The sequence below is a fragment of the Pseudomonas sp. 21LCFQ010 genome, assembly GCF_024129905.1.
GTDB lineage: Bacteria > Pseudomonadota > Gammaproteobacteria > Pseudomonadales > Pseudomonadaceae > Aquipseudomonas.
Genome location: NZ_JAMYDZ010000024.1, coordinates 26261 through 48829, shown reverse-complemented (window position 1 = coordinate 48829; position 22569 = coordinate 26261). Strand labels below are relative to the sequence as shown.

Genomic DNA, 22569 nt, shown 5'->3' with positions numbered 1-22569 from the left:
GATGGTCGGTCTGAAAATCAATTGGCGGCCATGTTCTGGCGTTTGTCCAGCCGCGATCGGCTCAGCACCCGCCCCCGCCAGATGAACACCAGCACCGCCAGAGCACCAACCAGGCCCGGCGACGCGAACGCCAGGAAGCTGGCCTGCAAGGGTAACCCCGAAGCATGCAGCGCCCCGCCCAACAGCGGGCCGATAATCGCCCCGGTCCGGCCGATGCCCATCGCCCAGCCGAGGCCTGTGGAGCGCACCTGGGCCGGGTAATACTGCACCGCGCAGGCGTTGGCCAGGATCTGGGTGCCGATGGTGCAGGCACCAGCCATTGCCACCAGCAGGTACAACACCGCCAGCGGCGCCTTGAAGGCCAACAGGCTCAAGGCCAACGCGCCACAGATGAAGAAGCCGAACAGCACCTTGCCCAGGCCCACCCGGTCCGCCAGCCAGCCGCCGCCAATGGCGCCGACAATTGCTCCGGCGTTGAGCACCAGCAAGAAGCTCAGGCTCGAGTCCAGACCATAACCGGCACTGTTCATCAGCTTAGGCAGCCAGGAACTCAAGGCATAAACCATCAGCAGGCAGCAAAAGAACGCCAGCCACAGCATCAAGGTGCTGAGCGTACGGCCTTCGCGAAACAGCTCGGCAATCGACACGCTGGCCCGCGCCGCACCACCCTGCTGCAGTTGCTCGTCGGCAGCCGGACGATAACCGGGCACGGCCTGGGCGAGGATGTGCTGCGCCCGTGCGGTCTGGCCGCTGCGCACCAGGTAGTCCATCGACTCGGGCAATTGGCGAATCAGCAGCGGCAGCAGCAGCAAAGGAATCGCCGCGACATAAAACACCGACTGCCAGCCCCATTGCCCAATCAGCGCGATACCCAGACCGGCCGAGAGCATGCCGCCCAGTGAATAGCCGCTGAACATCACCGCCACCAGGGTGCTGCGCGAGCGCTGCGGCGAGTACTCGTTCATCAGCGCCACCACATTGGGCATTACCCCACCGATGCCCAATCCGGCAATGAAGCGGCACAGGCCGAACATTTCCGGGCTGCTGGCCAGGCCGTTGAGCGCTGTGACACCGCTGAATAGCGTCACACAGAAGGCAATGGTCTTGCGCCGCCCGATACGATCGGAAATCGACCCGAAAAACAGCGCGCCAAACATCATCCCCACCAGTGCGCAACTGCCCAGCGCGCCGGCCTGCAGGGCACTGAGCCCCCACTCGGCCATCAACGACGGCAGTACCACACCGTAGATCACCAGGTCATAGCCGTCGAAGATGATGATCAGCGCGCACCACAGCAGCACGCGGGCATGAAAGGCATTGAAACGGGCCCCGTCCAGCAGGGCGGTAACGTTAGTCTTGTGCATGGCATGACTCTTTTTATTGTCGTTATTGTCGTTCAAGGCAGCTCAGGCTGTTTGCAGCCAGCCCAGCCGTCGCCTGGCCTGCTGCAGATCGGCCGCAAGGTCGTGATTCCACAGCCAGTCGAAACGCTGGGCCAGGGTCTGGCCCAGGCGTGCTTGATCGGCGGCGGTTGCAGGGTCGCGCAGTTCGTAGAGTTCGCCGGCCTGGCGCGAGGTGCGCTGGACCTGGCAGGCTCGGGGCCGACGCACTGCATCGTAGGCGGCCAGCATAAGCGGCACCTCAGCATCCAGCAGTTGCGGGTCGCCCAGTAGCCTGGCCAACAGCCAGGCATCTTCAAGCCCCTGGCCGGCGCCAGCGCCTTGGTGCGGCAACATCGCGTGGGCGGCATCGCCGATCAGCGCCACGCGGCCATGCACGTAACCGGGTAACTCCGCCAGATCGTGCAAGGCCCACAGGCTCGGCGTCGGGATGCATTCGAGCAGCACCTGCGCCGCCTCGCTCCAGCCACTGAAAGCGTCGAGCATTTCGGCCTGACTGGCCTGACGCACCCAAGGCTGGTCGGCCGGCCATTGCGGATCGGGCCGGCTGCGGTCGGTCGTGAACGCCACGACATTGATCAACCGGCCGTGCTTGACCGGGAAGGTCAGGATATGGGCGTCCAGGCCCAGATACATCTGCGGCACGTCGATCAGATGCTCGTCCAGACCGCGCTCACGGTAGGCGCCGCGCAGGATTTCGCTGTCGATCAGCCCGCGATAGGCACAGGTGCCGCTGAACTGCGGTGCGGCCGGCGGCTGGCCCAACCCTTGGAGCACGTGATCACGGATTGATGACTTGATGCCGTCGGCACCGATCAGCAGATCGCATTCATGCTCAGTGCCGTCACTGAAGCGGATCTGCAGCCGCTCAGCCTGCTGGGTGACCTGCACGGCGCGCTTGCCGAAACAGGCAATACCGTCTGGCAGGCGGCTGGCCAAGGCATCGAGAAAGTCTGCACGATGCACCGAAGACTGGCCCACACCCGGCGCGACGCTGGCGCTCAGGTAGCCGGCGTCGACTCCCCGGCGCCATTCGAACCAGACATCCTGCCAGGGTGCCGGGGTCTGGTCGGCGATCTGCCGATAAGGTTCGCCAAGCCCCAGGCCGGCAATGGCCCGCACCGCGTTGGCGCCAAACGACACGCCCGCGCCCACCTCACCGAAAGCAGCAGCGGATTCGAACAGTTGCACCTGAAGATGAGCATGGCGGCACAGGTCCAGGGCCAGGGCGACGCCGGCGATACCGCCGCCGACGATTGCGATACGCAAGGGAGATTTGCTCTGCATGTAAGACACCCCATCGGGCTGGTTGTTATTGGAATGTCTGTATCTTGCGGCGCACGGTTGTATTGATAAATAACGCAGATCGCATAGGATCTATCACCACTGTGAATAGCGCTTCATCCACGGCGACGGAGCCCCCATGAACCTGCGCGACCTTGATCTGAACCTGCTGCTGGTGCTGCACCAGCTACTCATCGACCGTCAGGTGTCCAGTGCCGCCGACAATCTCGGGCTGACCCAGCCGGCAATGAGTAACGCTCTGAAACGCTTGCGCAGCACCTTGAACGACGAGCTGTTCGTGCGCAGCGGACGCAGCATGCAACCCACGCCCTACGCCGAACAGCTGGCACAACCCGTGGCCCAGGCCATCGCCCTGCTCCACCAGGCGCTGCAACGACCTGCGGCGTTCGACCCGGCCAGCAGCCGGCGGCGCTTTACCCTGGCGATGACCGATATTGGTGAGATCTACTTCATGCCGCAGTTGATCGACACCCTGCTGCAACGTGCGCCGGGGCTGTCGGTGACGACCGTGCGCAGCGACGCTCAGCTGTCCGAAGCACTGGCCAGCGGCGCGATCGATCTGGCTGTGGGTCTGCAACCCAACCTGCAGAGCGGCTTTTACCAGCGAAGGCTGTTTGTGCATCGCTATGTGGTGCTGTGCCGTCACGACCACCCGCTGGCCGGGCAAGCGATGACCGCGCAAGCGTTTGCCCGGCAGAGTCACGTCCACGTGGCCGCCGCCAGCACCGGCCACGGCGAAGTCGAACAGTATCTGCGCCGCGCCGGGCTGCAGCGTGATATCCGCCTGGAAGTGCCGCATTTTGTGGCCGTCGGGCATATCCTCCAGCGCAGTGACCTGGTCGCCACCGTACCGGAGCGCTTTGCCTCGACCTGCCTGCAACCGTTCGGCCTGGTTGCGCTGCCATTGCCGGTGCCGCTGCCGGAAATCACCATCAACCTGTTCTGGCATGCACGCTTTCACAAAGAGCCGGCCAACCAGTGGTTTCGGGATTTGATGTTCGAGTTGTTCAGCGACTGAGTGGCCGTTCGTCGCGCCCGACAAACTTCTCCCGGCGTTCACGTGCCGTACCTGTAATGGGCGAAGATTGAGCGCTGCGCGCTTTCGATCACCCCTTGCTTTTGCTAACCCTGTTTTTTGATAACAAGAGGTGTCTCATGAAAACTTCACTGAGCAACCTGTTCGCAATTGCCGGGCTGGCCTGCATGCTGAGCGTGCCGGCCCTTGCTGCATCACCTGCGTCCCCAGGCGACGGTCAGTCATCGTCGATTCCCCACACCGAAACCGCACCGGCGGGCAGCGCCTTGCCGCCAGGCAGTTCGCTGCCCACCGAGCCGGTGATGGGCAACGGCATGGACGCTTCAGGCAGCAGCGTACGGCCACCGACCCGGATCAGCCCGGACATTGACGAGCAAGAGAGCAAAGACCGTGATGCACGGCAGAAAATCCTCCGCGAACAAGACCGTGGCCAGGAAGCTCGCGATCAGCCCCCGGCAAAACCCTGAGCCTTGCGGCCCGGCATTCACCTGCGGTGATTGCCGGGCAGTGGCATAACCAAAAGGTATCGCCGCCTCAAAAAGCCGGATTGGTCCGACATGGGTCGTTGCCGCTAGACTGGGCCAAGTGAAGCAGTTAATGACCCCAGAGAATGCCCCCAGATGATCATTTCGGCCTGCACCGACTATCGCGCTGTAGCCCAGCGCCGCCTGCCGCCCTTTCTGTTCCATTACATCGACGGTGGCGCCTACGCCGAGCATACGCTGCGGCGCAACGTCAGTGACCTGGCCGAGATTGCCCTGCGCCAGCGGGTATTGCGCAACATGTCGGATCTGAGCCTGAAAACCTCCCTGCTCGGTGAACAACTGGCCCTGCCGGTGGTGCTGGCCCCGGTCGGGCTGACCGGCATGTATGCGCGCCGGGGTGAAGTCCAGGCCGCGCAGGCGGCGGATGCCAAGGGCATTCCCTTTACCCTCTCGACAGTTTCAGTCTGCCCGATTGAAGAAGTCGCTCCGGCGATCAACCGCCCCATGTGGTTCCAGTTGTATGTGCTCAAAGACCGCGGTTTCATGAAAAACGCCCTGGAGCGCGCCAAAGCGGCGGGCGTCACCACCCTGGTATTCACCGTGGACATGCCCGTGCCTGGCGCCCGCTACCGGGATGCGCATTCTGGCATGAGCGGCCCGAACGCTGCGTTCAGGCGCATGCTGCAAGCCTTTACCCATCCGGCCTGGGCCTGGGATGTCGGACTCAATGGCAAGCCGCACGACCTGGGCAATATCTCGGCCTATCGCGGCCACCCGACCGGGCTGGCCGACTATATCGGTTGGCTGGGCGCCAATTTCGACCCGTCGATTTCCTGGAAAGACCTGGAGTGGATCCGCGAATTCTGGCAAGGACCAATGATCATCAAGGGCATTCTCGATGCCGAGGATGCCCGCGATGCCGTGAGCTTTGGTGCCGACGGCATTGTGGTCTCCAACCATGGCGGTCGGCAGCTTGATGGCGTCTTATCGACCGCGCGGGCCCTGCCAGCGATCGCCGATGCGGTCAAAGGCCAGTTGGCGATCCTCGCTGACTCGGGCATCCGCAATGGTCTGGATGTGGTGCGCATGATTGCCCTGGGCGCTGACAGCGTGATGCTCGGTCGCGCGTTTATCTATGCCCTGGCTGCCGCCGGTGGCCAGGGCGTGACGCACCTGCTGGAGCTGATCGAGAAGGAAATGCGGGTGGCCATGGTACTGACCGGTGCCCGCTCGATCAGCGAGATCGGCCGTGAATCACTGGTTTGCGCCTGAGACCGGCTCACGGCGTTCACGCAGCAAGTCGATGAACAACTGCAACTCGCGACTGACCGGCTCGCCCTTGCGGCGCAGCAGGCCGAACGGCGCCATCTGCGCGTCGATGGTCAGCGGCAGGGCCTTGACCAGGCCCATTTTCAGGTAGTCGCGCATCGCTGATTCGGACAGCACCATGACCGCGTCGGTCAACTGCACCAGTTGCTGCATGGAGTACACCGAGCTGCACTCGATGATGTCTGCCGGCATCGGCAGTTGCTGGCGCAGCAACGCCTGATCGAAGGCGATACGCGCAGGGCTTGATTGCGGCTGGAGGATCCACGGCCAGTCCCTGACCAGTTCGTCCCATTGCAGGGTTTCGCGGTCGGCCAACGGGTGGCCGCTGTGCACCACGGCAATCAGTTCTTCGTTACCCAGCGCCTCGAATTGGTATTGCTCGCGATCATTGTCAATATTGCGCCGGGTCACGGCGATATCCACCCGGCCCTGCTCCAGCAATTGCACGACCTGATCACTGGTATCGCCCATGATCCGCAGCCGCAACTGTGGGTTGAGCGCCTTGATCTGCGCCACCGCCTGCATCACCAGGTCCGGTGCGGCGCCCATGATGGTGCCAATCGACAAATAGCCGTAACCGCCCTGTTGCCGAGCCGTCAGGTCCGCAGCGCAGCGCTCAAGGCCGCTCAACGCTGCCTCGGCAAAGCGCAGCAGCTCGCGGCCCAACGCCGTAGGTTGCATGCCGCGTGGCAGACGCTCGAACAGTTCGCAGCCAAACAGGTCTTCAATTTCCTGCAGCATGCGGCTGGCAGCAGGCTGCGACATGTTCATGCTGACCGAGGCGCGGTGCAGGTTGCGGCTGGCGCCCAGCATCACCAGCATCTGCAGATGCTTGTAGCGCAGGCGGCCAAACAGGTGGTGTTCGTTCATCGCATGACCTTCTGAAGCTGCCCTTTAGACCGATACCCTTAAAGTATCAGCCAACAGCTAATTTCGATTAGTCAGGCATCATAAGGGCGCAGTAGAGTCAGTGCCACAACAAAACACCCGGTTGTTGCTCAGTTCGATAACTCCAAAAAGGAAACTGACGTGAACACTCTCCCTGCCTCTGTGGTGGCCAAGGTCTCTTGGCGCCTGCTGCCATTTCTGCTGTTGATGTACATCATGGCGTTTCTCGACCGCGCCAACGTGGGCTTTGCCAAGCAGACGTTCCAGGCCGATACCGGTATCAGTGACGCGGCCTTTGCCTTCGGTGCCGGGGTGTTCTTCGTCGGCTACGCGCTACTGGAAGTGCCCAGCAACCTGATCATGCACCGGGTCGGTGCCCGGCTGTGGATGTGCCGGATCATGGTCACCTGGGGGCTGGTGTCAGCGGCCATGATGTTTGCCCACGATGAAATGACTTTCTATGTGCTGCGTTTTCTGCTGGGGGTGGCCGAGGCCGGGTTCTTTCCCGGGGTGATTCTGTACCTCACCTACTGGTTCCCCAGTGCGGTGCGCGGCAAGGCCATGGGTTTCTTCTACTTTGGCGCGCCGCTGGCGTTCATTTTCGGCAGCCCGCTGTCGGGCTTGTTACTGGAACTCGATGGTGTACTCGGCGGCCGTGGCTGGCAGTGGCTGTTCGCGGTAGAAGGTCTGCTGGCCAGTGCCGTGGGCATCTGGGCCTACTTTTACCTGGATAACCGCCCTGCCGATGCCAAGTGGCTGACCGCTGAGGAGCGCACCCAACTGCAGAATGTGCTCGATGCCGAGGATCGCGATAAACAACGCCACGGCAGCCTGCTCAAAATCCTTTGCCAGCCGGCAGTCCTGTACCTGTGCCTGATCTACCTGCTGATCCAGGCCAGCGTCTACGGCGTGGTGTTCTACCTGCCCAGCCAGGTGGCCGGGCTGCTGGGCACTAAAGTCGGGCTGATGGTCGGCATCGTCAGCGCGATCCCGTGGCTGTGCGCCCTGCTCGCGGCCTGGAAAGTACCCGGTATTGCCGACCGCAGCGGCCAGCGCCGCTCAGTGGCGGCCCTGACGCTGGTGATTTCCGGTCTGGGCATTGCCGCCTCGGTCAGCGTCTCCAGCCCGGTACTGGGCATCCTGGCCCTGTGTTTTGCAGCGTCGGGGTTCATTGCCGTGCAGCCGGTGTTCTGGACCTTTCCTGGCAGCTTCCTGGCCGGCTCCGCCGCAGCCGGCGCCATCGCCCTGATCAACTCGTTCGGCGCGCTGGGCGGTTTTATCGCACCAATCATCAAAAACCAGGCCGAGACCCTGTTCCAGTCACCGGCGGCCGGCCTTTACGTGCTCTCGGTGACCACCCTGATCGCCGCGGCGCTGATCCTGGGCATTCGCTCACCTGGCAGTGCGCAGCCGCACAAGCAAGCGAGCTTTCAACACTGATTTTTTCAACACCGACTCTTTTTGTACTGACCAAGAGGCATTATCCATGGCCATTCCTGTCATCAAACACGTGCGCGCCTATGTGCTGCGCGGCGGCGGCGCCGACTATCACGACCAGGGCGACGGGCACTGGATCGACGATCATATCGCCACGCCCATGAGCAAGTACCCCGAGTATCGCCAAAGCCGGCGCAGCTTCGGCATCAACGTGCTGGGCACGCTGGTGGTCGAGGTCGAGGACAGCGACGGCAATGTCGGCTTTGCCGTGACCACCGGCGGCGAACCGGCGGCCTATATCGTCGAAAAACACCTGGCGCGCTTTGTCGAGGGTGCCAGGGTTACCGATATCGAGCGGATCTGGGACCAGATGTACCTGTCATCGCAGTACTACGGCCGTAAAGGCCTGGTGATCAACACCATTTCCGGGATTGACCTGGCGCTGTGGGACTTGCTTGGCAAGGTCCGTCAGGAGCCGGTCCACCAGTTGCTGGGGGGCGCGGTGCGTGACGAACTGCAGTTCTACGCCACCGGCGCGCGCCCGGACCTGGCGCAGCAGATGGGCTTTATCGGCGGCAAACTGCCGTTGCATCACGGCCCGGCCGAAGGCGAACAGGGCCTGCGCAAAAACCTCGAAGAGCTGGCAGTGATGCGCGAGCGGGTCGGCAAGGACTTCTGGCTGATGCTCGACTGCTGGATGAGCCTGGACCTCAACTACGCCACGCGGCTGGCCCACGGTGCTCAGGAGTTCGGCCTGAAGTGGATCGAAGAGGCGCTGTCGCCGGATGACTACTGGGGTTACGCCGCGCTGCGCAAGAACGTCCCCACCGGCATGCTGGTAACCACCGGCGAACACGAAGCGACCCGCTGGGGTTTTCGGATGCTGCTGGAGATGGGCTGCTGCGACATCATCCAGCCCGATGTCGGCTGGTGTGGCGGCATCACCGAGCTGATCAAGATCTCTGCGCTGGCCGATGCGCATAACGCGATGGTCGTGCCCCACGGCTCCTCCGTGTACAGCTACCACTTTGTCGCCACCCGCACCAACAGCCCGTTCGCCGAGTTTCTGATGATGGCGCCCAAGGCTGACCAGGTGGTGCCGATGTTCCACCCGCAACTGCTCGGTGAACCGGTGCCGGAGAACGGCCGCATGCGCCTGTCGAGACTGGACAAGCCGGGGTTTGGCGTCGAACTGAACCCCGAGTGCCAGTTGCACCGGCCCTATCAGCACTGACTCTGCGAGGAACCCTTCATGAACATGCCTATCAACCGCTTCAAGGCCGCTTTGGCCAGCGGCGCTCCGCAGTACGGCATCTGGGCCGGGTTTGCCAGCGGCTATGCCGCCGAAATCACCGCCGGTTTCGGTTATGACTGGATGCTGATCGACGGCGAACATGCGCCCAACACCGTGCCGTCGATCCTCGCCCAGTTGCAGGCCGTTGCGCCCTACTCAAGCGCACCGGTGGTGCGGGCCGTGAGCCATGACCCGGTGCTGATCAAGCAGTTGCTTGATATCGGCGTGCAGACCCTGATGATTCCCATGGTCGAAAGCGCCGAGCAGGCCCGTGCCCTGGTGCAGGCTACCCGTTACCCGCCGCATGGTATTCGCGGCGTGGGTGGCGGCCTGACCCGCGCCACCCGTTGGGATGCGGTGCCGGATTACATCAATACCGCGCACCAGCAGTTGTGCCTGATCGTGCAGGTCGAATCGCGCGCTGGCATCGAAAACGCCGCCGCCATTGCAGCGGTCGACGGGGTGGACGCGGTGTTCATCGGCCCGGCTGACCTGTCGACCGGGCTGGGCCATGTCGGCAATCCTTCGCACCCTGAGGTGCAGGAAAAAATCCGTTCGGCCATCGACGCCACCCGGGCGGCCGGCAAGCTCAGCGGCATCCTGGCCCCGGCTGAACAAGACGCCCGACGCTATCAGGACTGGGGCTGCCAGTTCATTGCCGTGGGCATCGACATCAGCCTGATGCGCCAGGCTGCACTGGCCAACCTGGCGCGCTATCGCCAGAGCGCCGAGCCACACACGGCCTCAAAGACCTATTGAACTCACGCCAAAGGATTTGCTCATGACTTCCCTGCCTGTCTATGAGAACTACATCAACGGCCAGTTCATCGCCAGCGGCGAGCATCTGGACGTCTTCAACCCCGCCACCGGCGCGTTGCTGGCCAAGGTCCCGGCCGCCGACGCCGGCCAGGTCGAAGCGGCGCTCGCTGCGGCCCGCGCCGCGCAAAAAGGCTGGGCGCGACGCACCGCCAATGAACGCGCCGGCTACTTGCGCAAGATCGCCAGCCGGATCCGCGAGAACGTGGCGCATCTGGCGCGTACCATTACCCTGGAGCAAGGCAAGATCAGTGCGCTGGCCGAAGTGGAGGTCAACTTTACCGCTGACTATCTGGACTACATGGCCGAATGGGCACGGCGCATTGAAGGCGAGATCATCACCAGCGACCGTCCCGGCGAGAACATTTTTGTGTTTCGCAAACCTCTGGGGGTGGTGGCCGGCATTTTGCCGTGGAACTTCCCGTTCTTCCTGATCGCCCGCAAGATGGCCCCGGCGCTGTTGACCGGCAACACCATCGTGATCAAGCCCAGCGAAGAAACCCCGAACAACTGCTTTGAATTCGCCAGGCTGGTGGCTGAAACCGACCTGCCGCCAGGCGTGTTCAACGTGGTCTGCGGGGCGGGTCAAGTCGGTGCGGCGCTGAGTGCGCATACCAATGTCGACATGATCAGCTTCACCGGCAGCGTCGAGACCGGCTCGCGGATCATGGCTGCCGCAGCCGGTAATATCACCAAGCTCAATCTGGAACTGGGCGGCAAAGCCCCGGCGATTGTGCTGGCCGACGCCAACCTGGAACTGGCGGTCAAGGCGATTCGCGATTCGCGGATCATCAACAGCGGCCAGGTCTGCAACTGCGCCGAACGGGTTTACGTGGAGCGCCCGGTGGCCGACCGGTTCATCGAGCAGATCAGCGCTGCCATGGCCGCCACTCGCTACGGCGATCCGCTGGCCGACAGGGATGTGGAAATGGGGCCGCTGATCAACCGCCAGGGACTCGACAGCGTGGCCGCCAAGGTCCGCACGGCCCAGTCTCAAGGCGCCCAGTTGATTACCGGCGGGAGCATTGCCGATCTCGGCCAGGGTTACCATTACCAACCCACCGTGCTGGCCGGTTGCAGCGCGGACATGGAAATCATGCGCAAGGAAATCTTTGGTCCGGTGCTGCCGATCCAGATCGTCGACGACCTGGATGAAGCCATTGCCCTGGCCAATGACTGCGAATACGGCCTGACCTCATCGCTGTATACCCAGGATTTGAACAAGGCGATGTACGCCATGCGTGAGATCGATTTCGGCGAAACCTACATCAACCGCGAGAACTTCGAGGCGATGCAAGGCTTCCATGCCGGCGTGCGCAAATCCGGGATCGGCGGCGCCGACGGCAAGCATGGGTTGTACGAGTACACCCATACTCACGTCGTTTACTTGCAGGCTTAGGGTTTTGTTCAAGTAGCAAGCACCACGCAAAACCCGGTGGGAATTGGCTCTGCCGACAAATGCTGTACACCGGAGTCAGGGGCTTCTCCAAGCCCCTTGGCATACTCAACCTGCGTTTTCTACCCCAGGCGCGGGGTGCGTGGCGGGATCTGGCGGCGCTTGCCGGTGGCTTCGAAGGCCGCCGCCAGGCGCAACAGGTTGTTGTCGTCATAGGCCCGGCCGGCGAAAGTCAGGCCCACCGGCATGCCAATGTCGGCCATCACGCCCATCGGCACGGTGACGGTAGGCACGCCCAGGTGGCGGATGGCGAGGTTGCCGTTGGCCACCCAGATGCCGTTGCTCCAGGCTATGTCGTTGGACGCCGGGTTGATGTCGGCATCGGCCGGCGCCACATCGGCCACGGTCGGGAACAGTACGGCGTCCAGGCCCTGGTGCTGCATCCATTGTTCCAGATCGATACGCCGCGTCTGCTCCAGACCGCGCAAGCCGTCAGGCAGCGTGGCGATCCGGTCCCAGGGCGTGATGCCGCGCTTGGCCATGTTCACGTATTCGTCCATGCCGGCGGCCAGTTCATCCTCACGGTTAGGCAAGGTGCCGGGGTCATGGGGGAATATCTGCGGGCCGTCGACATCGGCCAGTTGGTTGAGTTGCGGATCGCCATTGGCACGCAAAAAGTCATCGAACGCCCAGCCTGACAGCTCCCACAACTCATCGTGCAGGAACTCCTTGCTGACCAGACCGCGATTGAACACCGTCGGTGCACCCGGGCGGTCGCCTTCGCAATTGGACACCAGCGGGAAATCGGTCTCGACCACCTCGGCCCCGGCCGCCTCAAGTGCCCGGCGCGCCTGCTGCCAGAGCTCGATCACGCTGGCACGGGTATGAATCAGCTGGCCGGTTGGCCCGCCAATGCCCGGTGCTTCACTGCTGCCCATCTGCGGGTCCTGGTTGATGAACATTTTCGGCACGCCAAAGCGCTTGCCGGCCAGTGCAGCGGGCGCCGCCTGCAGGTCAAGATAAGACGCCGGGCGCACGCTGGAAGCCTTGGGAATCGGCACCCAGGGCTGCAGCCGCCACAAGTCGCCACGGTTGTCGGGGTCGTCGGCGACCACCACATCGAGCACTTCAAGCAAGTCGGCCATGGTCCTGGCGTAGGGCACCACCACATCCATGGTCGGCGTCAACGGCCAGTTACCGCGTACCGAAATCACCCCGCGTGACGGCGTATAGGCGCACAGGCCATTATTGGACGCAGGGCCACGACCGCTGGACCAGGTCTCCTCAGCCAGGCCGAACGCCGCAAAGCTCGCCGCGGTGGCGGTGCCGGCACCGTTGGACGAGCCCGAGGCAAAGGGGGCAGTCAGGTAGTCGGCGTTATAGGGGCTTTCAGCGCGGCCATACACGCCGCGTTGCATACCACCATTGGCCATCGGCGGCATGTTGGTCTTGCCCAGGCAGATCGCGCCACCGGCACGCAGGCGCTCGACGGTGAAGGCATCCTTTTGAGCAACCAGATCCTTGAATGCCGGGCTGCCCGACGCGGCGGTCAGGCCTTTGACCAGATAACTGTCTTTGGCGGTATAGGGAATGCCATCGAGCGGTCCGAGGGTCTGGCCACGGGCACGCCGGGCATCGCTGGCACGGGCCTCTTCGAGCGCATCGGGGTTACGCACCACCACGGCATTGAGCGCGGTGGCCGTGCCTGCGACGTCATAGGCATCGATGCGCGCCAGGTAGGCCTGGACCAGCTCAACGGCGGTGGTTTGCCCGCTGTGCAGGGCCTGGCGCAACTCGGCGATGGAGACTTCGGTGACTTCGATCATGGACGTGTTCACTCTGATTCGGATCAAGACGCAGCCCGCCATCATACAGCAGCCGTATTCAACGGGCGGCGGGCACGGCAGAGTGTGGTGTGTGCGGCGCAGGCGTCAATAGGCGTGGCTGCACTGACTGATTGCCCGAAGGCTCAGACATTGGCTTATTGTCTTGCTGCAACCGCTCAATGATTTCAGGCTGTAACACCCGGCCTTGAGCCGCTAAGCTGTGGCCCTCCCGGCACCGCCGACGCACCCTGTTGCTTTCCCAAGGACCCCGTTTGAATACCGTTACCGCCGTACCGCCGCCCAGCTACGCGAAAATAATCCTGCTCGGCCTGCTGCAGATCCTCTCCTGGGGCGGCTCGTTCTATCTGCTGGGGGTGCTGGCCACGCCGATTGCCGCCGACACCGGCTGGTCGCATCAATGGGTACTGGGCGCGGCCTCGCTGGGCTTGCTGGTCGCAGCGCTGCTGTCGCCGTGGTGCGGGCGGATGATCGCCAAAGTCGGCGGCCGGCAGGTGCTCAGTGCCCACAGCCTGATCCTCGCAGCGGGTCTGGTCATGATGGCGCTGGCCCCTTCGCTGCCGGTGTTCCTGCTGGCCTGGGTGGTGCTTGGCGCAGCGATGGCCACCGGACTGTACGACGCGCTGTTCACGGCATTGGGGGCACTTTACGGCATGAAGGCGCGCCCGGTGATTGTCGGTATCACGCTGATTTCCGGGTTCTGCACCACGGTTATCTGGCCACTGCTGGCGATAATGGAACACAGCATGGGCTGGCGCATGACCTGCGGGGTATTGGGCGTAGTCTCGCTGTGCACGCTGTTTCCGCTGTATCGCTATGCACTGGAGCGCCACACCCCGACGATTAGCGCGACGAAAGCTGCGCAAGGTAACGATCAATCACTGGCGCCCTCGCTGTACTGGGCAATGACCCTGCTATTTGCCATCGCCGCAGCGCTGATGACCTGCGTCTCGATCGTGCTGATCACTGTGCTGCAGGATCGCGGCCACAGCCTGGCCTCGGCGATCGCGCTGGGAGCGATGATTGGTCCGGCCCAGGTGCTGTGCCGGGTAGTGGATCTGTTGGCCAAGCGCCAGGCGCCGCTGTTCACCGCCCTGCTGTCCAGCGGCATGACCGCTCTGGGTCTGTTGCTGGTGGACTTTTCCCCGGACCTGGTGGTGCTGGGTCTGCTTTGCTATGGCGTAGGCAATGGCTTGCGCGCAATGGTCAAAAGCACCCTGCCGATGGTGGTGGTCAACCCAGCCCATTACGCGGTGGTGTCCGGGCGCATGGCCCGCCCCGCGCTACTGGCCCAGGCGGCGGCGCCACTGGCCTGCGGCTACGTGATTTCCTCCTTTGGCAGCAACGCGATGCTGCACCTGCTCAACGCATTGGCGTTGCTGGCCTTCGCCCTGTGTCTGTGGCTGGCGTATCTGATCAGGCAGACCAAGGTCGTTGCTCACGCCTGATTGGCCGGCTTGTCGGGCTGCTCTTGGCCGCACGGCTCAGCCAGCGGTGAGGAATTGGTCCAAGCGCTGACCGCTGCTATCAAGGGCAGCAAATGGCTGTCACAGGCCAGGCGGGCGAATAATGCACACACTGGCGGGCGATGCCTTAACTGCGTCGCTGCCAGTGAAAGCCGGCCACATCGATCCGCTGCTTCTGGGTGCCATCCCATTGCACCGCAAACCCGGCCGCCTCCAGCGCCTGGACAAGACGCCGGGCAACGCTCATGGCGATGTCCAGGTCGTCGTTCAGCGCGCCGAAGGCGAGCATCAGGCCGCCTTCCTGAATCGACCGTTCCACGTCCTGACCGTGATAGAAGCAATAACCGTGATAATGCCCGTCCGGCGCGTCGTGGATGGCTTCGGCCACTTCCGTGAAGCCATCGGACATGGTGTAGCCGGCATTACCCAGCGCGCAGATGCCCTCTTCGTGTAACTGGTAGAACACCGCGTCAAGCCGGTCGCAATCGGTCTGCTGCGCCCAGCTGTGCTGCGCTTCGCGCTTGCGTTGCAGTTCAGGTTCGATCAACGCCTTGAGCATTGCCTCATCACAGCCATCTTCAAGAATATCGTCGACCATCTCGTGCATTTCTTCGGCCGTGTAATACCCGGACCACACCCACAGATGGATGCTGTCGGCGATGTATTGTTCATCCTCGTTCATGCGCTGTTTCTCTCTGCTTTAATGTGGGCGGTGACATGCAGACCGGACGGCATGGTGGCGGTTCCTTGACGCCAATCACGAGGTTCTATATTTCCTGTGCAAATAATGAAATTATTCCCAACTATTTCTGACAGTTAGTGTCTGTCAACGCACACCGGTCATCTATGGGAAGCCGGTGTATTTAATACTCAGGAGCATGGCACATGGCGGTACTGCAGATCGGCACCATCGAGGCGATCCGTAACAAAAAGACGCAGCTTCTGGATAACTGGATCAAAGGCCTGCAAGCCAGTGGCGCCACACGCAATCTCAAAGAACACGACTTGCAGCAACAGACGTCTGAATTTATCAATCTGCTGAGCGCGGGCCTGGAAAACGGTAATGGCTCCTCCCTTGCGATCGGTGCCTGGACCGATATCCGCCAGTTTCTGGAAAGACTCTCGGCCAGCCGCGCCCTGTTAGGCCATGACTCGCAACAGACCGCCAGTTTTATCTTCGCGTTCAAAGGGCCGTTGTTTGGCTTGCTGCAAGAGCACTACCGTAACGAGCCGGAGCAACTGGCCGAACAGCTCTGGGAGGTCTCCGAACTGCTCGATGCGTTGGGCATGCATACCATTGCCACCTTCCAGAAGTCCCGTGAGGCGGTGATCAAGCGTCAGCAGGAAGAACTGCTGGAACTGTCCACCCCGGTGGTCAAGCTCTGGGATGGCGTGTTGGCCTTGCCAATGATCGGCACCCTGGATTCGCAACGCACCCAGATGGTCATGGAGTCGCTGCTGCAGCGCATCGTCGACACCGGTTCGGAAATCGCCATCATTGATATTACCGGCGTGCCGACCGTCGATACTCTGGTGGCCCAGCACCTGCTCAAGACCGTCACCGCCATCCGCCTGATGGGCGCCGACTGCATCATCAGTGGCGTACGGCCGCAGATCGCCCAGACCATCGTCCATCTGGGCCTGGACCTGCAAGGCGTGGTGACCAAAGCCAACCTGTCCGACGCCCTGAAACTGGCCTTGACCCGCTTGGGTGTTTCTGTCGAAAAAGCGGTCTGAAACCATGGAAAGAATTCCGATCCTGCGCATGGGCGAGTTCTTGCTGGTCACCATTCAGGTCGACATGCACGACCAGCTTGCCCTGACCCTGCAGAACGACCTGGCCGAGCTGATCAGCAAGACCTCGGCCCGTGGCGTGCTTATCGATATCTCGGCGCTGGACATGGTCGACTCGTTCATCGGCCGGATGATCGGCACCATTTCCGGCCTGTCACGCATCATGGATGCTGAAACCATGCTGGTCGGCATGCAGCCGGCGGTGGCCATTACCCTGGTCGAGCTGGGCATGACCCTGCCCGGCGTCAGCACCGCGCTCAATGTCGAGCGCGGGATGCAGTTGCTGCGTGCACGAGTGATGCGCCGATGATCCTGCGCAGCAGCGGCACCCAACCGATCACCATCGAGCAGGATGTGGTGCTGGCCCGGCAAACCGCCCGCAAGCTGGCCACCGAGTGCGGCATGCGTCTGGTCGACCTGACCAAGATGGTCACCGCCGTCAGTGAACTGGCGCGCAATACCGTGGTGTATGGCGGCGGCGGTGACATGGACTGGCAAATTCTCGAAGAAAACACCCGGGTCGGTCTGCGCCTGACCTTCCGTGATCAAGGCCCCGGCATCCCCGACACCAAACTGGCGCTCACCGACGGCTGGACCTCCGGCAACGGGCTGGGCCTGGGCTTGACCGGCGCCCGTCGACTGGTCGACGAATTTGAACTGGACACGGCCGCCGGCCAGGGAACGCGAGTCACGATCACCCGATGGACATGAATATCAGCGGCAGCCTCACCGAGGTGTTGCCGATCGAAGACCAGAGTCAGGTGGGACACGCCCGGCGCACCACACAAAAGCTCGCGCAGCAGCATCGGTTCGATGAAGCCGATGCCGGTCGGGTTGCCCTGGTCACCACCGAGCTGGCCAGCAACCTGCTCAAGCACGCCGGGCATGGTGAGCTGCATCTGCGCGTAATACCGCGCGCGCAGGGTTGCGGGATCGAAATTCTGGCCGTGGATCGTGGCCCGGGCTTCGATGTGCAGACCGCCCTGACCGACGGTTTTTCCACGGGTGGCACCCAGGGCATCGGCCTCGGCGCAATCAGTCGTATGGCCGACGTCTTCGACGTGCAGACCGACCCGCGCGGTTCGGTGGTGCTGGCCCGCTTCTACCCGCGCGGCGACAGCACGCCAGACCTGGCGCTGGGCGTGAGCCAGCATTCATTGCACAACGATCCAGCCTGCGGCGATAGCTGGCATCTGGTGTTGCACCCACAAGGTTTCAATGCGCTGGTCATCGACGGCCTGGGGCATGGCGTGGAGGCCGAACAGGCCGCTCGCGCCGGCGAGGCGGCCTTTGCGCGGGCGAGTTGCAGCGCGCCTGCCATACTGATGGACGACTTGCATCAAGCCATGCTCGGCACTCGCGGCGGCGCTGCAGGCTTTGCTCAGTACCGGGCAGGCGATCAGGGCGGTCACCTGAGCTTCACCGGCATCGGCAATATCAGCGCCAGCCTGGTCACTGCCGAGCGCTCACGAGGGCTGGCCTCGCATCCCGGTATCGTTGGCGCGCAGTACCGCAAGGCTCAAGCGTTCGACTACCCTCACGTACAGGGACATCTTTTGATCATGCATAGCGACGGCTTGCAGTCACGCTGGAATCTTCAGCACTACCCCGGTCTGGTTTATCGCCACCCTGCCGTGATCGCGACGGTGCTGTACCGTGACTTCTGCCGTGGCCGCGACGATGTCACGGTGCTGGTCGTGGCACTGGAGAGCCGCCATGAGTGACCTCATCGAACAGGCGTCGCTGCTCGCCCGCCTGCAAAGCGAAAATGAAGCGCTGCGCGCCGAGCTTGAAGAAACCAATCAAGGGGTACTGGCCCTGTACGCCGAGCTCGACACCCAGGCCGAACAACTGCGCCAGACCTCGGACCTGAAAAGCCGCTTTCTGTCGTACATGAGCCATGAGTTCCGCACCCCGCTGGGCTCGATCCTGAGCATTACCAGCCTGCTCAGCGACGAACTGGACGGCCCGCTGAGCCCTGAGCAACACAAGCAGGTGGCATTTGTCAGCACTGCCACGCGTGAGCTGAGCGACATGGTCGATGACCTGCTTGACCTTGCCAAGATCGAGGCCGGACGCATCAGCATCTCACCGGCCTGGTTCGACATGTTCGATCTGTTCGCAGCCCTGCGCGGCATGTTCCGGCCTATCGTGGACCGCGGCCAGGTCGACCTGATTTTCGATGAACCGGTAGGTTTGCCGCGCCTGTTCACCGATGACAAGAAACTCGCGCAGATCCTGCGCAACTTCATTTCCAACTCATTGAAGTTCACCGCTCAGGGTGAAGTGCGGGTTTCTGCGAAGCTTGAGGGCGATAGCCACATTCGCTTCGCGGTGACCGACACCGGAATCGGCATCGACCCGCAGTTGCATGACACGCTGTTCGAGGACTTTTCCCAGGTCGACTCACCGCTGCAGAAACGCCTGCGCGGCACCGGCCTTGGTCTGTCGCTGTGCAAACGCTTTGCCGCGCTGCTGGGCGGTCGGGTGGGCGTGCAAAGCACGCCAGGGGTGGGCTCAAGTTTCTTCGTTGTCATTCCGCTGGCAGTGGCTGCGGAGTCTGTCGATGAAAACTGATATCCGCCTGTTGGTCGTCGACGATAATGAGGCCACGCGCTATGCCCTGCGCCGCCGCCTGGAGCGTCACGGCTATCAAGTGCATGAAGCCGGCACCGGCGGCGAAGGGCTTGCACTGATTGCCAGTGAACTGCCTGACGCGCTGATTCTTGACGTCAACCTGCCAGACATGAGCGGCTTCGATATTGTTCGGCGCTTGCGTGCCGACCCGCTCACGGCACTGCTGCCAGTCATCCATGTGTCGGCGGCCTCGATTCAGACCGGCGATATCATCACCGGTCTTGATGCCGGGGCGGATGCCTACCTGATCCATCCGGTGGATCCTGATGTATTGCTGGCGACCCTGCGCACCCTGCTGCGTGTACGCGAAACGGAAAACGCCCTGCGCGAAAGCGAGGCGCGCTTTCGCGAGATCTTCGTCAATGTTTCGGCACCGATCGCCGTGCTGGACGCTGATCTCAAGGTGCACGAGTGCAACCGCGCCTTCACCCAGTTGATTGAAGACAACCGCAATGCGCAGCGACTCGAAGAGTGCTTTGCTGACGACCAGCAAGCGATGCTCGATGAATTGCGCTTGCGCCTGGTGGCCGGCGAACGCTGGCAAGGCCTGCTCAACATGCGGGTTCATGGCCAGTTGCGCGAAACCGAATGGCAGTTGTCGCCATACCGTGCTGCCGGATTGAGCCTGGTGTTCGTCGAAGACGTCACCGAGCACCGCCATCGGGAACGCTCACACCTTGCGCAACTCAATGACGCCACCAGCCAGTTGGCCCGCACCGAAGCGCAGTTGCTGCAGGTGCAGAAAATGGATGCGCTGGGCAACCTGACCGGCGGCATCGCTCACGACTTCAACAACCTGCTGACCGGGATCATCACCAGCCTGGAGCTGATTCACAAGCGGGTCAACGACTCACGCCTGGACAAGGTTCAGTTTTACGCAGAAGCCGCACTCAATTCCGCAATGAGCGCCTCCTCGCTGACCCATCGTTTGCTGGCGTTTGCCCGTAAACAGCCGCTGGACACCCGGCCGGTGGATGTCAACGAACGGATCAGCTCACTGGAAGAACTGCTGATGCGTACCATGGGCGAGCGCATTGCGCTGAAGCTTGAGCTGACCAGCCACCCGGCCATCGCCATGGTTGACCCCAGCCAGCTTGAGAGCGCCGTACTCAACCTGGTGATCAATGCCCGCGATGCCCTGCCCCACGGCGGGCACGTATGGATCACCACCTACATGGCGCGCTCCAGCGGCGATCCGAATCTGGCAGACGGCGCCTATGTGGCGCTGGCCGTGCGCGATGACGGCACCGGCATCGAGCACACCCTGATCGACAAGGTGTTCGACCCGTTCTTTACCACCAAGCCGCTGGGTCAGGGCACCGGCCTTGGGCTGTCGAGCATTTACGGTTTTGCCCGCCAGTCCGGCGGCAACGCGAGTATTCGCAGCGTGGCCGGGCGCGGCACCGAAGTCACCATCATGTTGCCCGCCAGCAGTGATCCGGTAAGCGCCGAGGCCTCAAGCATTGCCGTGGACCTGGAGGGCGCAGGCGAGCACGTACTGCTGGTCGAGGACATTGCTTCGGTGCGCATGTTCGTGACCGAGGTTCTGGAAGATGCAGGCTATCGTTGCACTCAGTGCAGTGATGTTGAAACCGCGCAAATGCACCTGCAGGAAGGCGCACGCTTCGACTTGCTGCTGACCGACATTGGCCTGCCGTACATGGATGGCCGGGAACTGGCGCGACAAGCCCGTATTCAGCACCCGACGCTGCCGGTTCTGTTGATGACCGGCTACGCGGCAGGCGTCATCAACCGTCAGCTGTTTCTCGACGACAGCATGGACATCCTGCTCAAGCCATTCCAGATTCATGAGCTGCTGGAGAAGGTACGGCGCACGCTGACCGGTGCCCAGTAAGCGCGCGGGTGAAAAAAAGTCGAACTCCTGTGCATGAGAACTCTCAACATTCTTACATGCACGGGAGGTATTACCATGAACGACAACAGTAAGCTCGAACGTAATGCAGGTGCAGACACCGCAGGCCGCGCCGTGGATGCCGAAGGCAAACCGGTGGATGTGGTACGCCGCGACCTTGAGGATCCGTCTGGCAAAACCCGAGCGGTGGATGAAGTGCTCACCCCGACGACGATCCGCACCAAAGAGCAGGAAGCCGAAGAGCTGCAGCGTCAAGTCGACAAGATCGAGCGCGACGTTGCCGATGGCCGAGCCTGACGGCAGGCGATGCAACCACCCTAGCCACGATACTGTTCGGATAAGCGCCGCATACCTTTGTGGGAGCAGCCGGTCTAACCGAACAGTATTGGCCTTAGCCACAATACTGTTCAGATAAGCACTGCGGACCCGGTGGGAGCGAGCTTGCTCGCGAAGAGGCCAGTAAAAACACTACATCTGCTGCGAATGTGCCGCTGTCTTCGCCAGCAGAGCTGCCTCCCACCGGTCTAACTGAACAGTATTGGCCTTAGCCATAAAGGTTGGCCGCGACCGGGGTGATTCCAGGAGCCGTTGCCGTTACGGTCCAGGCAAATCATTGGCATGCACAAAGCACAGCTTGTTGCCTTCCGGGTCGCGGCAGTACGCGCCGTAATAATCGGGCGCGTAGTGCACACGGATGCCGGGCTCTCCCTCATTGGTAGCGCCCAGCGCCATCGCCGCCGCCCAGGCGTCCCGCACCTGCTGCTGTGAAGCCGCCGCAAAGCTGACCTGCACGCCGTTGCCCCAGGTCGCCGGCAAACCATTGAACGGCAATTGCACATAAAAAAACGGCCAGCCGCTACCGGGTTTATGCCAGCCAGCCCCCGGTGGTCCGTTATCGTCGGCGTCAGGGGCGCGAACCAGCCCGAGCGGCGCGAGGACTGCGTCGTAGAAGGCGATCATCCTCGGCAAGTCACGGGCGCCGATCTGGATATGGCTGAACATGCGACCTCCTGTTGTTATGGGGCGCTCGAATCGACCCAGTACAAGTCAGCGGCTGGCCCGCTCAGCCAATCACCAACTGCGGCTCACAGGTCACCGGAAAATTCACCGAACGGGCAATGAAGCATGTTTCATGGGCCGCATGGTGCAGCTCCAGGGCTTTGTCCAGATCACTGCCCGGCGCCAGGGTTACCGTGGGTCGCAGCACTACCGAGGTGAATTGCCCGGCACCGTCGGCCTGCTCCAGCATCACGCCCTCAGCGTTGTCTTCATACGCCTGGACCACAATACCGGCGCTGGCGCACAAGCCCAGGTACCAGAGTTTATGGCAGGCCGACAACGAGGCGACCAACAAGTCCTCAGGGTTCCAGCGCGCCGGATCGCCGCGAAAGGCCGGGTCGGAAGAGCCGTCGATGCCACTGAGCTTGCCGGCCGCTTCGATCCGGTGATCGCGGCTGTAGCTGCGGTGAGCAGAGGTTCCAGTGCCCTGATTACCGGTCCAGGTCACTTTGACTTGGTACTGATGTTGTTTGTCGGCCATTAGCGGACTCCTTGGGTAGGGAATGCACA

The 22569-nt window shown here is 62.5% G+C and carries 22 protein-coding genes; 15 read left to right on the top strand and 7 right to left on the bottom strand.

Annotation, left to right across the window (positions count from 1 at the left end; translation table 11 throughout):
• Window positions 1–17: 17 nt before the first annotated feature.
• Together NJC38_RS22680 and salA are read right to left on the bottom strand one after the other, a co-directional pair.
• A complete protein-coding gene (locus tag NJC38_RS22680) occupies window positions 18–1364 on the bottom strand; it encodes an aromatic acid/H+ symport family MFS transporter (RefSeq protein WP_253117197.1) in 1347 nt (448 codons plus the stop codon).
• A 42-nt stretch (window positions 1365–1406) separates the two neighbouring features.
• Window positions 1407–2687, bottom strand: coding sequence for a salicylate 1-monooxygenase (salA, locus tag NJC38_RS22675; protein WP_253117196.1), 1281 nt, complete (start codon window positions 2685–2687; stop codon window positions 1407–1409).
• Window positions 2688–2823: 136 nt separating this feature from the next.
• Between salA and NJC38_RS22670 the strand changes: the two genes are divergently transcribed.
• The 3 genes from NJC38_RS22670 to lldD all read left to right on the top strand — a co-directional run bounded on the left by NJC38_RS22670 (window position 2824) and on the right by lldD (window position 5498).
• The gene (locus NJC38_RS22670) at window positions 2824–3723 is read left to right on the top strand and encodes a LysR family transcriptional regulator (RefSeq protein ID WP_045491420.1); all 900 of its coding nucleotides are present in this window, start codon (window positions 2824–2826) and stop codon (window positions 3721–3723) included.
• A 137-nt stretch (window positions 3724–3860) separates the two neighbouring features.
• Window positions 3861–4208, top strand: coding sequence for a hypothetical protein (locus NJC38_RS22665; RefSeq protein ID WP_253117195.1), 348 nt, complete (start codon window positions 3861–3863; stop codon window positions 4206–4208).
• A 153-nt stretch (window positions 4209–4361) separates the two neighbouring features.
• Entirely contained in the window at window positions 4362–5498 is a 1137-nt protein-coding gene (gene lldD, locus NJC38_RS22660; protein WP_045491426.1) for an FMN-dependent L-lactate dehydrogenase LldD, read from the top strand.
• On the opposite strand, the gene NJC38_RS22655 is transcribed toward lldD, so the two are convergent.
• Window positions 5481–6425, bottom strand: coding sequence for a LysR family transcriptional regulator (locus NJC38_RS22655; protein WP_045491429.1), 945 nt, complete (start codon window positions 6423–6425; stop codon window positions 5481–5483). The genes lldD and NJC38_RS22655 overlap by 18 nt on opposite strands.
• Window positions 6426–6584: 159 nt before the next feature.
• Here NJC38_RS22655 and NJC38_RS22650 point away from each other — a divergent pair, with 159 nt between their 5' ends.
• From NJC38_RS22650 to aldA, 4 genes are read left to right on the top strand one after another with little or no spacing between them, the layout of a single operon-like run.
• Window positions 6585–7883, top strand: a complete 1299-nt coding sequence (locus NJC38_RS22650) for an MFS transporter (protein WP_253117194.1) — start codon at window positions 6585–6587, stop codon at window positions 7881–7883.
• A gap of 46 nt (window positions 7884–7929) precedes the next feature.
• The gene (gene rhmD / locus NJC38_RS22645) at window positions 7930–9114 is read left to right on the top strand and encodes an L-rhamnonate dehydratase (RefSeq protein WP_045491435.1); all 1185 of its coding nucleotides are present in this window, start codon (window positions 7930–7932) and stop codon (window positions 9112–9114) included.
• Window positions 9115–9132: 18 nt separating this feature from the next.
• Window positions 9133–9933, top strand: a complete 801-nt coding sequence (locus NJC38_RS22640; RefSeq protein WP_045491439.1) for an HpcH/HpaI aldolase/citrate lyase family protein — start codon at window positions 9133–9135, stop codon at window positions 9931–9933.
• Between the two features lie 22 nt (window positions 9934–9955).
• Window positions 9956–11389: an aldehyde dehydrogenase gene (aldA, locus tag NJC38_RS22635; protein ID WP_045491442.1), complete on the top strand. Its 1434-nt coding sequence runs from the start codon at window positions 9956–9958 to the stop codon at window positions 11387–11389.
• Between the two features lie 119 nt (window positions 11390–11508).
• Here the strand turns inward: aldA and NJC38_RS22630 are convergent, their stop codons facing one another.
• Entirely contained in the window at window positions 11509–13212 is a 1704-nt protein-coding gene (locus NJC38_RS22630; RefSeq protein WP_253117193.1) for an amidase, read from the bottom strand.
• A 272-nt stretch (window positions 13213–13484) separates the two neighbouring features.
• Between NJC38_RS22630 and NJC38_RS22625 the strand changes: the two genes are divergently transcribed.
• Window positions 13485–14678, top strand: coding sequence for an MFS transporter (locus NJC38_RS22625; protein WP_045491447.1), 1194 nt, complete (start codon window positions 13485–13487; stop codon window positions 14676–14678).
• Window positions 14679–14823: 145 nt separating this feature from the next.
• On the opposite strand, the gene NJC38_RS22620 is transcribed toward NJC38_RS22625, so the two are convergent.
• Entirely contained in the window at window positions 14824–15378 is a 555-nt protein-coding gene (locus NJC38_RS22620; RefSeq protein WP_253117192.1) for a hypothetical protein, read from the bottom strand.
• 203 nt (window positions 15379–15581) lie between these two features.
• Here NJC38_RS22620 and NJC38_RS22615 point away from each other — a divergent pair, with 203 nt between their 5' ends.
• The 7 genes from NJC38_RS22615 (at window position 15582) to NJC38_RS22585 (ending at window position 21297) form a co-directional block, all read left to right on the top strand.
• A complete protein-coding gene (locus NJC38_RS22615) occupies window positions 15582–16433 on the top strand; it encodes an STAS domain-containing protein (protein ID WP_253117191.1) in 852 nt (283 codons plus the stop codon).
• 4 nt (window positions 16434–16437) lie between these two features.
• The gene (locus NJC38_RS22610; protein WP_253117190.1) at window positions 16438–16800 is read left to right on the top strand and encodes an STAS domain-containing protein; all 363 of its coding nucleotides are present in this window, start codon (window positions 16438–16440) and stop codon (window positions 16798–16800) included.
• On the top strand, window positions 16797–17201 hold the full coding sequence (locus NJC38_RS22605; RefSeq protein WP_045491455.1) for an anti-sigma regulatory factor: 405 nt from the start codon (window positions 16797–16799) through the stop codon (window positions 17199–17201). Before NJC38_RS22610 ends, NJC38_RS22605 begins: the two co-directional genes overlap by 4 nt.
• A complete protein-coding gene (locus NJC38_RS22600) occupies window positions 17198–18214 on the top strand; it encodes an anti-sigma regulatory factor (RefSeq protein ID WP_253117236.1) in 1017 nt (338 codons plus the stop codon). The genes NJC38_RS22605 and NJC38_RS22600 overlap by 4 nt, the downstream gene beginning before the upstream one ends.
• Entirely contained in the window at window positions 18207–19067 is an 861-nt protein-coding gene (locus NJC38_RS22595; RefSeq protein WP_045491458.1) for an ATP-binding protein, read from the top strand. The genes NJC38_RS22600 and NJC38_RS22595 overlap by 8 nt, the downstream gene beginning before the upstream one ends.
• Window positions 19057–20982, top strand: coding sequence for a response regulator (locus NJC38_RS22590; protein WP_253117189.1), 1926 nt, complete (start codon window positions 19057–19059; stop codon window positions 20980–20982). Before NJC38_RS22595 ends, NJC38_RS22590 begins: the two co-directional genes overlap by 11 nt.
• A 75-nt stretch (window positions 20983–21057) precedes the next feature.
• Complete coding sequence (locus tag NJC38_RS22585) at window positions 21058–21297, top strand: hypothetical protein (protein ID WP_253117188.1); 240 nt, start codon at window positions 21058–21060, stop codon at window positions 21295–21297.
• A gap of 297 nt (window positions 21298–21594) precedes the next feature.
• On the opposite strand, the gene NJC38_RS22580 is transcribed toward NJC38_RS22585, so the two are convergent.
• Both NJC38_RS22580 and NJC38_RS22575 read right to left on the bottom strand, forming a co-directional pair.
• Complete coding sequence (locus tag NJC38_RS22580; protein WP_253117187.1) at window positions 21595–22002, bottom strand: VOC family protein; 408 nt, start codon at window positions 22000–22002, stop codon at window positions 21595–21597.
• Between the two features lie 61 nt (window positions 22003–22063).
• The gene (locus tag NJC38_RS22575; protein ID WP_253117186.1) at window positions 22064–22540 is read right to left on the bottom strand and encodes an OsmC family protein; all 477 of its coding nucleotides are present in this window, start codon (window positions 22538–22540) and stop codon (window positions 22064–22066) included.
• Window positions 22541–22569 lie beyond the last annotated feature (29 nt).